The 14,365-nt window shown below is 70.9% G+C and carries 14 protein-coding genes; 3 read left to right on the top strand and 11 right to left on the bottom strand.

The features are described 5' to 3' along the window. The 10 genes from MME74_RS04565 to MME74_RS04520 all read right to left on the bottom strand — a co-directional run bounded on the left by MME74_RS04565 (position 1) and on the right by MME74_RS04520 (position 11,107). Positions 1–1,140: a hypothetical protein gene (locus tag MME74_RS04565; protein ID WP_267417532.1), complete on the bottom strand. Its 1,140-nt coding sequence runs from the start codon at positions 1,138–1,140 to the stop codon at positions 1–3. Further along, the gene (locus MME74_RS04560; RefSeq protein WP_267417531.1) at positions 1,137–2,732 is read right to left on the bottom strand and encodes a sensor histidine kinase; all 1,596 of its coding nucleotides are present in this window, start codon (positions 2,730–2,732) and stop codon (positions 1,137–1,139) included. The genes MME74_RS04565 and MME74_RS04560 overlap by 4 nt, the downstream gene beginning before the upstream one ends. A 206-nt stretch (positions 2,733–2,938) precedes the next feature. Beyond that, a complete protein-coding gene (locus MME74_RS04555; protein ID WP_267417530.1) occupies positions 2,939–3,742 on the bottom strand; it encodes a response regulator transcription factor in 804 nt (267 codons plus the stop codon). Further along, positions 3,739–4,230, bottom strand: a complete 492-nt coding sequence (gene tsaE / locus MME74_RS04550) for a tRNA (adenosine(37)-N6)-threonylcarbamoyltransferase complex ATPase subunit type 1 TsaE (RefSeq protein ID WP_267417529.1) — start codon at positions 4,228–4,230, stop codon at positions 3,739–3,741. The genes MME74_RS04555 and tsaE overlap by 4 nt, the downstream gene beginning before the upstream one ends. Beyond that, positions 4,227–5,333 (bottom strand): alanine racemase, encoded by a 1,107-nt coding sequence (gene alr, locus MME74_RS04545; protein ID WP_267417528.1) that lies wholly within the window; start codon positions 5,331–5,333, stop codon positions 4,227–4,229. Before alr ends, tsaE begins: the two co-directional genes overlap by 4 nt. Next, positions 5,330–5,689: a holo-ACP synthase gene (locus tag MME74_RS04540; RefSeq protein ID WP_267417527.1), complete on the bottom strand. Its 360-nt coding sequence runs from the start codon at positions 5,687–5,689 to the stop codon at positions 5,330–5,332. The genes alr and MME74_RS04540 overlap by 4 nt, the downstream gene beginning before the upstream one ends. Positions 5,690–5,782: 93 nt before the next feature. Next, on the bottom strand, positions 5,783–7,630 hold the full coding sequence (glmS, locus tag MME74_RS04535) for a glutamine--fructose-6-phosphate transaminase (isomerizing) (RefSeq protein WP_267417526.1): 1,848 nt from the start codon (positions 7,628–7,630) through the stop codon (positions 5,783–5,785). Between the two features lie 63 nt (positions 7,631–7,693). Further along, on the bottom strand, positions 7,694–8,647 hold the full coding sequence (gene coaA / locus MME74_RS04530; protein WP_267417525.1) for a type I pantothenate kinase: 954 nt from the start codon (positions 8,645–8,647) through the stop codon (positions 7,694–7,696). Between the two features lie 85 nt (positions 8,648–8,732). Beyond that, entirely contained in the window at positions 8,733–10,328 is a 1,596-nt protein-coding gene (locus MME74_RS04525; protein ID WP_267417524.1) for a fibronectin type III domain-containing protein, read from the bottom strand. A gap of 71 nt (positions 10,329–10,399) precedes the next feature. Then, positions 10,400–11,107 (bottom strand): cation:dicarboxylate symporter family transporter, encoded by a 708-nt coding sequence (locus MME74_RS04520; RefSeq protein ID WP_416383338.1) that lies wholly within the window; start codon positions 11,105–11,107, stop codon positions 10,400–10,402. A gap of 12 nt (positions 11,108–11,119) precedes the next feature. Between MME74_RS04520 and MME74_RS04515 the strand changes: the two genes are divergently transcribed. Further along, positions 11,120–11,548: a tyrosine-protein kinase family protein gene (locus MME74_RS04515; RefSeq protein ID WP_267417522.1), complete on the top strand. Its 429-nt coding sequence runs from the start codon at positions 11,120–11,122 to the stop codon at positions 11,546–11,548. A 19-nt stretch (positions 11,549–11,567) separates the two neighbouring features. Here the strand turns inward: MME74_RS04515 and MME74_RS04510 are convergent, their stop codons facing one another. Continuing rightward, positions 11,568–12,011, bottom strand: coding sequence for a GtrA family protein (locus MME74_RS04510; protein ID WP_267417521.1), 444 nt, complete (start codon positions 12,009–12,011; stop codon positions 11,568–11,570). 54 nt (positions 12,012–12,065) lie between these two features. Here MME74_RS04510 and MME74_RS04505 point away from each other — a divergent pair, with 54 nt between their 5' ends. Both MME74_RS04505 and MME74_RS04500 read left to right on the top strand, forming a co-directional pair. Beyond that, positions 12,066–12,851, top strand: coding sequence for a glycosyltransferase family 2 protein (locus MME74_RS04505; RefSeq protein WP_267417520.1), 786 nt, complete (start codon positions 12,066–12,068; stop codon positions 12,849–12,851). After that, positions 12,848–14,296, top strand: a complete 1,449-nt coding sequence (locus tag MME74_RS04500; RefSeq protein ID WP_267417519.1) for a hypothetical protein — start codon at positions 12,848–12,850, stop codon at positions 14,294–14,296. Before MME74_RS04505 ends, MME74_RS04500 begins: the two co-directional genes overlap by 4 nt. Positions 14,297–14,365: the final 69 nt, after the last annotated feature.

The raw sequence follows: 14,365 nt of genomic DNA, 5'->3' as shown, positions 1-14,365 counted from the left end.
TCAGATCACGGCGGTGTCGGGCTGCGCCGCACGCTTCCACTGGTCGCCGCCGGCCTCTCGTGCCCGCGCAGCCGCCTGTCCGGCCGCCGCCACGAGCACGTCGTAGTCGAAGCCCGTCGTCGTGGCCGTCGCCCACCCGATGCTCGCCGAGGCGCGGATGCCGCCGTCCGCACCCTCGCGGTCCATCTCCGAGATGCGGGTCAGGACGGCGCGGATGTGGAAGCGGACCGCCTCATCGCTGGCGCGGATCACCACGATCGCCCGATCGTCGGCGACGCGCTCGGCGTCCGCCAGCGGCGGGAGCGCCTCCTGGATGTCCTCGTGGAAGCGGTCGACGATGCGGGCGAACTCCGCGCCGCTCGACGCCTGCCGCAGGTCGGCGGGATCGTCGAGACGGATCGCGAGGACCGACCAGCCCTGGTCGTTCTGCGCCTCGGCCTTCCGCAGACGGCGGCGGGCACGCGCGGCCACCCCGTCGACCTCCGCGGTCGTCGGCGCCCCCGCCCGCACCATCAGCACCAGCGTGAACGCCGCGCAGGTGCTGACGACCAGCGTGCCGATCGCGTTCATCCCGCGCAGCGCGCTCAACTGCTCCCCGGTGCTGGTCGGCCCCATGAAGAGCGCGACGACGGCGCTGGAGACCGCGACGACGACGAATCCGCACGACGCCAGCGCGAGCGGCAGCACGATGTCCCTGGCCGCCGGCTGCCCGCGCAGCAGCTCGTAGGCCACCAGACAGGCGAAGACGCCGCTGCCGATGAACACCACGTGGAAGGCGGGCAGGTACCAGGGCGAACCCGAGGTCAGCACCAGGAGCGTCGGCGCCACGGCCACGAACACGAGCACCGGCCACCAGCGGACGCTCCTGCCGAGGTGCATCCGCACGCCGATCCAGATCAGCGGCTCGAAGCACAGCAGCAGGGCGGAGGCGGCCGCCCTGAGCGCGGGGATGCCGGTGTGATGCCCGGCGAGCCACAGGTAGGCCCCGAGCATCCCGATGCCGAAGGCGATGCCCCAGACGACGGTCGCGCGCGACGGACGGGCGAGGGTCGCCAGCCCGAGCACCAGCACGGTCAGCACGGTCACGACGGCCACCATGCTGGTGGTGATGTCGACGTTCACGGGCACGAGAGGCGTCATACCTTCTCCTCCTTCTTCCGGCGCCGGGGGAAGCGCAGGGTGACGGTGGTGCCGACCCCGATCTCGCTCGCCACGTCGATGCTGCCCTCATGCGCGGTCACGATCTCCCGCGCGATGCCCATGCCGAGCCCGGTTCCGGTGATCCCGCCGCGGATGGCGTTGTCGGTGCGGAAGTAGGGCTCGAACAGTCGAGGCAGGTCCTCCGGGGCGATGCCCATGCCGGAGTCGGCGATCACGAGCTCGGCGTGGCGGTCCGTGGTCCGCAGCCGTGCCGAGATGCGCCCGCCGGACGGTGTGTACTTCACCGCATTGCTGAGCAGGTTGTCGAGCACCTGACGCAGTCGGAAGGAATCGCCGGAGATGAGCAGGCTGTCGGCGCCGGCCAGTTCCAGCATCTGCCGGTTCGCGGCGACGAGGGGCGCAGCGGAGGCGGCGGCCGCCTCGAACACCTGGCGGAGGTCCACGGGCTCGAAGGGTTCCTCCGAGGCGGGAGCGGTCTGCTCCAGCATGCTCGTGACCAGCTCCTGCATCCGCTCGCCGGCGTTCGCGATGACCTCCAGCTGCGCCGGGACGCGGCCGGGCAGGTCCTCGCGCTCGCGCAGCAGGTCGATGTGTCCGACGATCGCCGTGAGGGGGTTGCGCAGCTCGTGCGAGACGATCGCGTTGAGTGCCCGGCGCTCCTCCGCGGCCTCCAGGAGCACGGTGACGTCGTCGATGATGACGAGCGTGATGTGCTCGCCCTCCCGTGCACTGGCCACGGTCTGGGTGGTCACCTCGAGGGCATGCCAGCAACCGCTGCCGTCGAACAGCCAGACGCGCTCGTCCTGCAGCTTCTCCCCGGCGGCGGCCCGGGCGAGGGTCGTCCGCTCGGGGGGCACGGTCGCGCCGCGTCGGCCGTCGTACTCGACGGCGGCGGTCGGCAGCGCGGCGCCGAAGCGGTCGCGGCCGTACAGCACGCGGTAGGCGTCGTTCATCTGCAGGATGCGGCCCTCGGCCGTGACCACGACGAGCGCGACGCCCAGCGCGTCGATGATCTGCGTCACCCGCTGCTGGTTCGTCTCGGCGCGCTCGGCGGCGCGGTCGACCTGCTCCGAGCGGCGCTGGAGGAGGCGTCGCGACGCCTGGGCGCGCTCCGCACCGATCCGGACCGTCACGCCGAGGAAGCTCAGCGTGATGATCACGGTGAGGACGCGGAGCAGCACGTTCTCGGGCGTGCCGGTGTGGTCGCTGAAGATCACCAGGCAGACGCTGATGAACGCGATGCTGCCGAACACCCAGGGCATCGAGAAGTAGGACGCGAGCCACACCACCGGGAACACCCAGAGGAAGCCGAGTCGGAGGTCGGGGGCGTTGGTCGTGAGCCCGACGGCGAGCGCATCGAGGAGAGGCAGGATGACTACCGCGGTGCGCGGGAGGCGCTGCCACGGCACCAGCAGCGTGACCAGCGTCGTGACGACGATGAGGGTGAGTCCGGCGAGGAAGAAGGGGATGCCGAGGGTCTGCGGCTTGAACGCCGCGATCATGACCACGATCGCCACCATGCTGCCCGTGAACACGAGTTGCCAGCGCCAGATCGACGCGGTGCGGATCATCGACGCCTGCCCTCTCCGGTGAACCTCAGGTTTCCCGCAAGATTACTCAAAGATCGGTCGAGCCCGCTCTTCAGGCGACTTCCCGCCCCTAGCATTCTGAGTGGGGGCCGACACTGCGGCTGGGGAACAACGCAGACGCTGGGGCCACGCGAGTGGGGATTCGCAGGCACCGGGGCCGCGGCTGGGGAGCCGCGGCCCCGCCCCGGTCAGCCCTCCGTGTCATCGGCCGGGGTGAGTCGGTACCCGACTCCGCGGACCGTCTCGATGTAGCGCGGATGGGCCGTGCTGTCGCCGAGTTTTCGCCGCAGATTCGCGATGTGCGTCTCGATCGCCCGCTTGTCCGGCTCGCTCACGTAGTCGTTCGAGCCGTCCGGCGCGCCGCGCAGGCCGCGCGCGAGTTCCGCCTTGCTGCACACGCGGAGCTTCGCCTCGAGGATGGCGGCGAGCAGGTCGAACTCGGTCGGCGTGAGGTCGATCCGCTTCTGCCCGACCAGGACCAGCCGGGTGTCGAGATCGAGGCTGAGGTCGCGATGCACGAGGCCGCGCCAGGTCAGGACCGTGGCGCCGTCGGGTGCGGTGGCGGGTTCCGCCGCCTGCCGGATGCCGGCCGCCGGCCGCGGGTCCGCGACACGCGGGCGCCGGAGGAGCGCCTCGATGCGGGCGCGCAGCTCGCGGGGCCGGAACGGCTTGACGAGGTACTCGTCGGCACCGGAGGTCAATCCGAGCACGACGTCCGACTCGTCCGAGAGCGCGGACAGCATGATGATGAACGTGTCGCTGATCCGGCGGATCCGGCGGGCGACCTCGAAGCCGTCGATGCCGGGCAGATTGATGTCGAGGGTGGTGATGACGGGGTGCCGCTGCTCGATGGCCGCGAGACCCTCCGGTCCGGAACCGGCGAGGACGGTCTCGAACCCCGCGGCGAGGAACACCTCGTCCAGCAGCGAGCGCACCCCGGGATCGTCCTCGATGATCACGGCGACGAGCTCGGGCGTCGAGGCCGCGCTCACGAGATGCTCTCGCGGACGATCGTGACGATCCGCGGCGCGTCGGCGTCGAGTTCCGCGGGGTCGAGGTCGTCGTCGTCCGCGGCGCCGACCGGGCGCTGCAGCTCGATGTCCCACCACGAATCGGCGAGCTCCTCCGCCATGCCGCGCCCCCACTCCACCACGACCACGGAATGCGCGAGATCGAGGTCGAGGTCGTCGAGCTCGGCCGCGGAGCCGAGGCGGTACGCGTCGACGTGCACCAGCGGGGCGCGGCCGACGAGCGACGGATGCGTGCGGGCGATCACGAAGGTCGGGCTCTGCACGGGACCGCGCACGCCGAGCCCTTCGGCCAGGCCGCGGGTGAACGTGGTCTTCCCGGCGCCGAGGGGCCCGGTGAGGATGAGCAGGTCGCCCGCCTCCAGCTGCGCACCGATCCGGAGGCCCAGCTGCTCCATCTCCTCCGCGGTCGCGATCTCGCGGCGGCCGAGGAGGGCCTCGTCGAGGCTCACGACGTCCGCCGGGGTACTCGGGGGCCGATGCGCGTCACGATCTCGTAGTTGATGGTGTCGGCGGCGGCGGCCCAGTCGGCGGCGGAGGGCACGCCCAGGGTCGGGTCGCCGAACAGCACGACCTCGTCGCCGATCGAGACCGGGGTGTCACCGACGTCGACCACGAACTGATCCATCGCGATCCGGCCGACGTTCACGAAGCGGCGGCCGCCGATCGAGACCGGGAGCCTGCCCGAGGCGTTCCTCGGCACACCGTCGGCGTATCCGAGCGGCACGAGGACCAGCGTGGTGTCGCGATCGGTGCGGTGGTCGTACCCGTAGGAGACCCCCGTGCCCGCCGGCACCCGGCGGACCGCGGCGATGGCTCCGCGCAGGGTCATCGCGGGACGCAGACCGAGTTCTGCCGAGCTGCGGTCGTCGAACGGCGACAGGCCGTACAGCCCGACGCCGATCCGCACCGCGTCGAGCCGCATCTCGGGCAGGTCGATCGCGGCGGCCGTCGCGGCGATGTGGCGGATCTCGGGGTGGATGCCGAACGAGGAGGCCGCGGCGACCCCCTCCTCGAACCGGGCGAGCGCCGCCCGGTCGTCCTCGACCGAGGTGTTGGAGAGGTGGCTGAAGAGTCCGATGACACGCAGCCGTCCGATGCGCTCCAGACGCGCGGCCTCGGCCAGCACCCGCGACCAGTCGGCCGGGGCGATGCCGTTGCGCGACAGGCCGGTCTCGAACTTGAGGTGCACCCCGACCGGCCGGTCGACGGCCGCCGCCGCGGCAGCCGCCTCGAGCTGGTCGAACGACGAGATCCCGACCTCGATGTCCTGCGCAGCCGCCTGTTCGAACCGCTCCCCCGGCGCGTGCAGCCACGCCATGATCGGCGCGTGCACACCCTGCCTGCGCAGCTCGAGCGCCTCGGGGATCTCGGCGACGCCGATCCGCGTCGCTCCGGCGGAGAGGGCGGCGACCGCGGCTGCCGCCGCACCGTGCCCGTAGGCGTTCGCCTTGACGATCGCGATCACCTCGACGCCGGTGAGCCGGCGGAAGTGCCGCACGTTGTCGGCGATCGCGTCGAGGTCGATGGTCGCTTCGCGGAACGGGACGGTCACAGCGGTGCTCCTTCGGCGACGACGAACGCGGCGGCGAGACCGGCGTCGTGGGTGAGGGTGAGGTGCAGGGTGAGGATGCCGCGCTCCTCGACGACCGCGGCGGTCGACCCGGAGAGGACGAAGTGCGGGCGTCCCGAGGGCTCCGACGCGATCTCGATCTCGATCCAGTGCACGCCGTCCGAACCGCCCAGCGCCTTGATCAGCGCCTCCTTGGCGGCGTAGCGCGCCGCCAGCGACGGAAGGCGGAGGGACCGCTCGGACGGAGCGAAGAGCCGCTCCAGGAGACGCGGGGTCCTGGCCATCGTCCGTTCGAATCGCGGGATGTCCACGAGGTCGATGCCGGTGCCGATGATCACCCGTTCAGCCTATCGAGCATGCATCCGGTCGTAATCGTGCGAATGGCCTCGTTTCCTTGGAAACGAGGCCATTCCAGCGATTCGACGATCGACCTACTCGACCGTGACCGACTTCGCGAGGTTGCGCGGCTGGTCGACGTCGAGGCCCTTCGCGGTGGCGAGCGCCATCGCGAAGATCTGCAGCGGGACGACCGCGAGCAGCGGCTCGAACATCGCGCCGGCGAGCGGGATGTGGATGACCTCGTCGGCGAAGGGCAGCACGGCGGCGTCGCCCTCTTCCGCGACCACGATCACGCGAGCGCCGCGCGCCCGGATCTCCTGGATGTTGGAGACGACCTTGGAGTGCACCAGCGCGGAGTGGCGCGGCGACGGCACCAGCACGAACACGGGCTGTCCCGGCTCGATCAGCGCGATCGGACCGTGCTTGAGCTCGCCGGCGGCGAAGCCCTCGGCGTGGATGTAGGAGATCTCCTTGAGCTTGAGCGCGCCCTCGAGGGCGATCGGGTAGCCGACGTGGCGACCGAGGAACAGCACCGAGCGGGTGTCGGCCATCCAGCCGGCGAGCTGGGTGACGTGCTCCTGCTCGCTCTCCAGGACCTTCGCGATCTTCTCCGGCAGTGCGGCGAGCTCCTCGACGTCGGTGGAGGCGTCGGCGACCGTGCCGCGGACACGGCCCATGTGCAGGCCGAGCAGCAGCAGCGCCGTGATCTGCGCCGAGAACGCCTTGGTCGAGGCCACGGCGACCTCGGGGCCGGCGTGCGTGTAGACGACGGCATCCGACTCGCGCGGGATCGTCGCGCCCTGCGTGTTGCAGACCGAGAGGGTGCGGGCACCGCGCTCGCGGGCGTACTTCACGGCCATCAGGGTGTCCATGGTCTCGCCCGACTGGCTGATCGACACGACGAGGGTGTCGGCGCCGATCACCGGGTCGCGGTAGCGGAACTCGTGGGCGAGCTCGACGTCGACCGCGACGCGCGCCCACTGCTCGATGGCGTACTTGCCCACGAGCGCGGCGTACGAGGCCGTGCCGCACGCGGTGATGATGACGCGGTTGATGCCGGTGAAGAGCTCATCGAGCCCGTCGAGCTCGGGGATGACGACCTGACCGTCCTGGATGCGGCCGCGGATCGTGTTGGCGACCGCCTCCGGCTGCTCCGCGACCTCTTTGGCCATGAAGCTCGACCATCCGCCCTTCTCGGCGGCAGCCGCGTCCCACGACACGTCGAACGGCTCGGGCTGCACCGGCGTGCCGGCGAAGTCGGTGACCTCGACGGCGTCCGGGGTGATCGAGACGATCTGGTCCTGCCCGATCGCGAGCGCCTTGCGGGTGTGCTCGATGAAGGCGGCCACGTCGGAACCGAGGAAGTTCTCGCCCTCGCCGAGTCCGATCACGAGCGGGGAGTTGCGGCGGGCGCCGACCACGAGACCGGGGTGGTCCTGGTGCATCGCCAGCAGCGTGAACGCACCCTCGAGGCGGTTCACGATGCTGCGGAAGGCCAGCTGCAGGTTGCCGCCGTTGCCCGCGTACTCGCGACCGAGGAGCGCCGCTGCGACCTCGGTGTCGGTCTCGCTGCGGAAGACCACGCCGTCGGCGAGCAGTTCGTCCCGCAGTGCGGAGAAGTTCTCGATGATGCCGTTGTGGATGACGGCGAGCTTGTCCCCGTCGGCCAGATGCGGGTGGGCGTTGACATCGGTCGGACCACCGTGCGTCGCCCAGCGGGTGTGACCGATGCCGGTCGACCCGTCGGGGAGCGGTGCGTCGGCGAGCGAGTCGCGCAGCACGGCGAGCTTGCCGGCCTTCTTGCGCATGCCGAGCGAGCCGTCGCCGTCGATCACGGCGACGCCCGCGGAGTCATACCCGCGGTACTCGAGGCGGGCGAGCCCGGCGAGAAGGATGTCCTGGCTGGGGCGCGGGCCCACGTATCCGACGATTCCACACATGGGAACAAGAGTAAGGCGGGATTTTTGCGAGTCGTCCGTACATTCTCTCGCCCCGAACGGCGCTCAGAGTTTGCGCAGCAGCACGGTCTCCACGTCGTGGTCGGCGCCCTTGCGCAGCACCAGACGCGCGCGGTGACGGGTCGGCATCACGTTCTCCACGAGGTTGGGCATGTTGATCTCGTTCCAGTACCCGAGCGCCGTGGTGATCGCCTCCTCGTCCGTCAGGTGCGCGAACACGTTGAAGTAGGAGGACGGGTTGCTGAACGCGGCCTGGCGCAGTGCGAGGAAGCGGTCGACGTACCACTTCTCGATGTGCGAGGTGTCGGCGTCGACGAAGATCGAGAAGTCGAACAGGTCGCTCACGGCGACGTCGTTCGGGGCGGGCGGCGGCTGCAGCACGTTCAGCCCCTCGACGATCACGACGTCGGGGCGACGCACCACGACGTTCGCATCGGGCACGATGTCGTAGCGCATGTGCGAGTAGAAGGGCGCCCGCACCTCGGTCGCGCCGCTCTTCACCTCGGTGAGGAACTCGATCAGCGCGCGTCGGTCGTACGACTCCGGGAAGCCCTTGCGGTCCATGATCCCGCGGCGCTCGAGCTCGGCGTTGGGATAGAGGAAGCCGTCGGTGGTCACCAGCTCCACACGGGGCGTGCCCGGCCATCGGCTCATGAGCTCGCGGAGCAGTCGCGCGATCGTCGACTTGCCCACCGCGACGGATCCTGCGACGCCGACGACGAACGGCGTGGTGGTGTCGTCCTCCTGGAGGAAGGACGACGTGGCCGCGCCGAGACGCTTCGTCGAGGTCGCGTAGAGACTGAGCAGTCGACTCAGCGGCAGGTACACCTCGCGCACCTCGGTGAGCGAGAGCCGGTCCCCGATGCCGCGGAGCTCGACGACCTCGGTCTCGGTGAGCGGCTGGTCCAGGCCGGCGGCGAGCCGTGCCCATTCCGCTCGGCCGATCTCCCGATAGGGCGACAGCGGCAGCGTGGGGTCGGCGGTGGTCACGGAGTACATCGTATCCGCGTGCTCGCGGGCGGGACGCGCCGGACGCCCCTTCCCCGGTGCGAGGGAAGGGGCGTCCGGCTGCGGCATACGTCCGTCAGGATGCCGACATCGCGCGACGACGGGCCACCAGGAGACCACCGGCACCGAGCAGGACCAGAGCGGTCACGCCGCCCGCGATCAGCAGCCCGGTGTCGACTCCCGTGTTCGCCAGGCCCGATGCGCCCAGCGTCACGGAGGCACGGGCCACCTCGACGCCGTCGACGAACACGACGACCGCGTGGCCGCCGGCCGGGACGGATGCCGGGATCGTGGCCCGCAGCGCGAAGGTGCCGTCGGCCGCGGCGGTCGTGCTGCCGAGCACCGTGGGCGTGGAGTGCAGTTCGACGCGCACGGCGTCGGAGTCGGGGTCGACCCCTTCACCGCGGACCGTGATCTCGCCGCCGGGACGCAGGTCGCCGGTCACGGTGACGGAGGCGTCTCCCGCCTCGGGAAGCTCCCCTTCCTCGCCGCCGCCGGGCTCGCCGCCACCGGGCTGGTCGCCGCCCACGGTCACGGAGGCCGTGCCGGAAGCGGGCGAGCGCCCGATCTCGTTCTGCGCCGTGACCGACGCGGTGTGGGTGCCGACCGGGACACCGGTGAAGGTGTGGCTGGTGACCCCCGCCGCGGTGTCGACCGTGGTCGAGCCGAGCGTGACGGAGTATCCGGTGAGCGGCGATCCGCCGTCCGACGCCGGAGCGGTCCAGCTGACGGTGACGGCATCGCCCGCGGCGGTCACGGTCGGAGCCGACGGTGCGGCGGGAGCGGTCGCGACGGGCTCGATCCCGAGGCCGAAGAACTCGTCGAGCTTCGCGAGCGCCTCGTCCGCGAACGCGAGGTTCGTGGCGCGACCGGCCTCGTACTGCTCGTCGGTCTGGTTCGGGCGCTTCGCGGGGCCCTGCAGGTCGGAGATCCACCACCACTCGGTCATGTACTCGCGGAATCCGGCCTCGCCGTTGTCCTGGATCCAGTTCTTCGTGATGGGCGCGGCCGTGTCGGAGCCGTCGTAGTCGAAGAGGTACGGGACCTGCAGCTTGCGGGCCGCGACCTTCTCCGCCGCGGTGTCGCCGCCCGGGTGGTAGTCGACCCGCTGGCCCGCGCTGCCGTTCAGGACGTACTGGGTCTTGAGGTTCGGGAGGTGCTTCTGCACCAGGTCGCCGTAGAGGTGCGCGATGGACGAGTTGGTGTCGCGGATGTGCGCGTTCGCCCCGCTCCAGCCGTCCAGCCGCAGGTCGAACACGTACACGGTCTGCACGCCGGACTGCGCGGCCTTGTGGTTCACGTCGCGGATCACGGCGCGGGTGTTGTGGCACCAGGTGCCGCCGAACAGGATGGTGTGCTCCCCGTCCGACTCGAGCAGGTCGACGAGCTCGGGGTACGTGATCGACTGGAGCACGAAGTCGTCGGCGTCCGCGGCCGTGAAGATCGTCTCGCCGTAGGCGGTGAGGTTGGTGCTGTACGCCGCACGGTGGCGGGAGTTGACCGCGGTCGAGAAGAAGTCGTACTGCGACTGCGTGTCCAGCTTCGCCTGACCGTTCACGGCGACGGCGTCGAACACCGAGGCCACCTTCTGGCGGTAGCCGTCCGTCGTCGCCGAGCCGGCGTCCTCGCTGCCGCCGAGCGAGGAGACGATGCGATCCTCGACACCCTCCACGCGACGGTCGCCGTCGTAGACGAAGAGGTAGGGGTCGGTGCCCGCACCGAACTCGGGGGTGGTGTCCTTGTTCAGGTACCCGTCGACGAGGCGCGTGTAGAGGGCGCCCGCGGCCTCACCGGCGACTCCCGTGACGAAGGTCCGGATGTCGACGGAGGCGCCGTCCAGGAGTGGGTCGAACGTGTAGATCGCGTCGACGCCGTACTGCTGCGCGACCCGGTCGATCTCCGCCGCCGTCGCGACGGTGGTCGGATCGCTCGGACCACCGAGCAGGAACGCGTAGGTGCCGTCGCGAGCACGGTCTCGATGCGCGTGACGGCGGTGGCCGTCGTCGTGGCGACGAGGGCGAGGACCGCGTACGGGGTGAGCTCGATGATGAAGCCCACCGCGGTCATGATGACCTTCTTGGTGCCGTCGATCACGCTCTTGAACGAGCGCAGGTTCGGGTCGTCCGTCCGGTTGGCGACCAGGTAGGCGACGGCGAAGAGCAGGGCGAACAGGATGATGCCGGTGATGTTGTTCGAGACGAAGTCGCCGGCGATGTTCGACGGGAACAGGCCCAGCAGCACCTCGTCGAGCGGCTTGATCAATCCGGTCAGCGTGTCGCCGCTGCCCTCGCTGAGTTCCAGCTGCACGCCCTGTCCGAGGCCGACGCTCAGGGCGACGGCGAGCGTGAGCACGATGGCGATCGCGTTGGTGAGGAGCAGCCAGAACGCGCTCGACAGCCCGATCGTGCGCAGCTTCACCGCCGACCCCAGCGAGGTGACGCTGGAGAGGATGGAGATGAAGACGTGCTTCCCAGCGGCCAGGTGCCGCCGAACCCGAGCGAGCTGCTGGGCTCCGCCGCGATGGATCAGGTCCTGAAGTCGCTCGGCGACTACTTCGACTACGTCCTCATCGACGCGCCGCCGCTGCTGCTGGTGACGGATGCCGCCGTGGTGGGCGGCAAGACCCGCGGAGTCATCCTCGCCGCCGCCTCCGGCAAGACGAAGAAGCAGGAGCTCTCGGGTGCGCTCCGCGCTCTCGAGAACGCCGGCGTGCCGATGCTCGGAGTGGTCGTCACGATGCTCCCGACGAAGGGCCCCGACAGCTACGGCTACGGCGCCTACACCTACGGGTCGACCCACGACGCCGACGGCGACTCCTCGACCCACCAGAAGCGGACGAAGAGCGCGAAGAAGCCGAAGAGCGCCAGGAAGCGCGTGAAGGTACGGGCCTGACCCGTCCGTTCACGCCCCGCTACTTGGTGGGCGACACCCGGAAGACGATGCCGTGATAGAGCACGAATCGCAGCAGCACGACGATCACGATGCTCGTCAGGTTGACGATGTTGACGGCGACCGCGCCCGGCTGCCGGTCGAGCATGACGGTCACGAGCTCGACGCCGACCCAGACGAGAGCCGCGCCGATCGCGGTGCAGACGGCGTTCGTCACGAGGAACAGCACCATCTCGGACACGCGTCCGCGACGGTCACGGTGACGGAAGGTCCACTCCCGGTTCCCGATGTAGGCGTTCACGAGCGCGACCAGCGAGGCGACGATCTTCGCCGCGACGACGTCCCATCCCCACACGTAGACCAGAAGGTTGAAGACCCCGACCTCGATGAGGGTGCTCAGGGCGCCGACGACGAGGAAGCGGCTGCCCACGCCGGCGAGGCGGCGCAGTCGAGAGGGAGGGTTCATGGCTCAACTAGGCTACTTGCTGATCTCCCCGCGCCCCGCCACCTCAAGGACCCCGTGACTCTCCGCCACCTCGCCGTCGTGATGCCCGCCTTCAACGAGGTCGAGGGCATCCGCGGCTTCATCGACGAGGTCCGGGACCAGGTGTCTCCGCTGGCCGACCGCGTCAGCTTCCACATCGCCGACGATCGCTCGACGGATGCCACGGCCACGGTGTTCGACGACGTGTCGGATGTGACCGTCGAGGTGCAGCCGCTCAACCGCGGCCATGGTCCGACGGCTCTCGCGGCCTACCGCGCGGGCCTCGCCGTCGACCCCGAGGTGCTCGTCCACGTCGACGGCGACGGCCAGTTCCACGGCAGCGACTTCCCGCGTCTGATCGCCGCGCTCCTGCAGGCGGACGCCGACGTCGTGCACGGCGTGCGCGACGGTCGCACCGACCCCTGGTACCGCAAGGTGCTCACGGGCGCGGTCGGCCTGCTCATCGCGGTCGCTGCGGGGCGCCGGATCCCCGACGTGAACACTCCTCTGCGTGCCTACCGTCCCGCCGCGCTGCGCGTGCTCGTCGACGCGACCCCGGCCGATGCGTCGGTGCCGCACGTGCACTTCTCCCTCGCCGAGGCGCGGGCCGGCTTCACGGTCCGCTACCTGCGCGTCGCCAGCATCCCGCGACGAGGCGAGTCGAGCACGGGCACGATGTGGGGACGCGGCAACGCCGTGACACTGCCCCCGAAGCGTCTGCGCCGGTTCGTGCGCGTCGCCCTGGTCGAGGCCTGGACGCTCTCCCTGCGGCCCGCCGCACCGCTGCGCAACATCCGCCGACCGGAGCCCGTCACGCGATGACACGCACCCGCACGATCCTGTTCTGGGCGGCCGCGGCGGCCCTGCTGATCGGGCACGTCATCGTCGCGTGGCACAGCCTCGTGGTGTGGCGCTTCTGGGAGGACGAGGCGTTCAACCTCACCGTCCCGCGCAACCTCCTCGCCGGGCTCGGATACTCCAGTGACGGCGCGCTCTCCGGCTCCACCATCACGCCCTTCGACCCGCGCATCTCCACCGGCCCGGTCGTGCTCCTGCCGGTCGCCGCGCTGCTCGCCACCGGCATGGACCCGGTGCTGGCGGCCCGGCTCGTCCCCTTGGCCTTCTGGGTCGCGCTGCTCGCCGGACTCGCGGTGCTCGGTCGGCGCATCGCCGGACGCTGGGCCGCGCTCCTCGCGGTCGCCGTCCCGCTCGCCTTCACGGCCGACGCCGGGGTGTCCCCCATCCAGGGTCCCGCCGACCTGCTGGGTGAGATCCCCGCGGCCGCGCTCATCGTGTGGGCGCTCATCCTCCTCCCCCGTCGCGCATGGCTGGCCGGGCTCCTCGTCGGGTTCGCGATCCAGGCGAAGCTCATCGCGGCCCTCGCCCTGCCGGCGTTCGCCATCGCTCTCTGGGTGCTCTCCGACGGCAGCGGCTGGGCACGCGTGCGCGACACCCTCCGCCGGTCCTGCCTCCCCCTCCTGCTGGTCGCCGTTCCGACGCTGCTCCTCGAGCTGGGCGCGCTGCTGTCGCTCGGGCTCTCCGGCTATGTGCAGCACCTGCGCGACCTCGCACGCTTCGTCCTCAGCGGCGGTCAGGGCGACGCCGCGACCACGGTGCTGCAGAAGCTCGGCACCCTGGCCGACTCGTGGTCGCTGCCCGCTGTCGTCGCGGTGATCGGAGCGGTCATCGCCCTCGCTCTCGCGATCACCGGCATCGTGCTCCGCTGGCGTGACGCGAGCGCGGCGGACCGCCTGGTCATCGCGTACGCCCTCGCGGCGCTCGTGGGTGCGCTCGCCTTCGTGGGCTGGTGGGCGACCGCCTCCCGCCTGCCGCTGTGGGTGCGGCACCCTGCACCCGGCATCCTGGCGTTCTTCCCCGTCATCGCCGCCGTCGCCCTGTGGGCCGTCGCCGCCCTGCCGCGGCGCAGCGGAGTGCGTGTCATCGGCATCACCGCCGCCTCCGCGCTGGCCGCCGTCATCGCCGCCGGTGCCGTGGGCCACGTGGTGTCGACGTACGGACCCCACACCACCCTGCAGAGCCAGCGCGTCGCCGTCGAGCCGCTCACGGACTGGGTCGTCGAGAACGACGTCGAGTGGCTGGCGGCGGATCCCTGGGGATACGCGGTCGCTCCGATCGTGCTGACCGGTGCGCACCTCGGCCTCTTCGACGCCCCGGCCATGGCCGACGTGCCCCGGCTCACCACCGTGCCGTGCACGACCGAGACGCTCGTCGAAAGCGGCGGATACCGGATCTGCGCGGCCCCCTGACGACTCGTCTCCGGCGTCGTCCGCAGACGGAGAACCGGCCGGCCGCTGAGATCAGCGACCGGCCGGTTT

Origin of the sequence: Microbacterium oxydans (assembly GCF_026559675.1) — a bacterium.
GTDB classification, from domain to species: Bacteria; Actinomycetota; Actinomycetes; order Actinomycetales; family Microbacteriaceae; genus Microbacterium; species Microbacterium oxydans_D.
The sequence above is the reverse complement of the archived record's forward strand: the minus strand, read 5'-3'. Positions and strand labels throughout refer to the sequence as shown.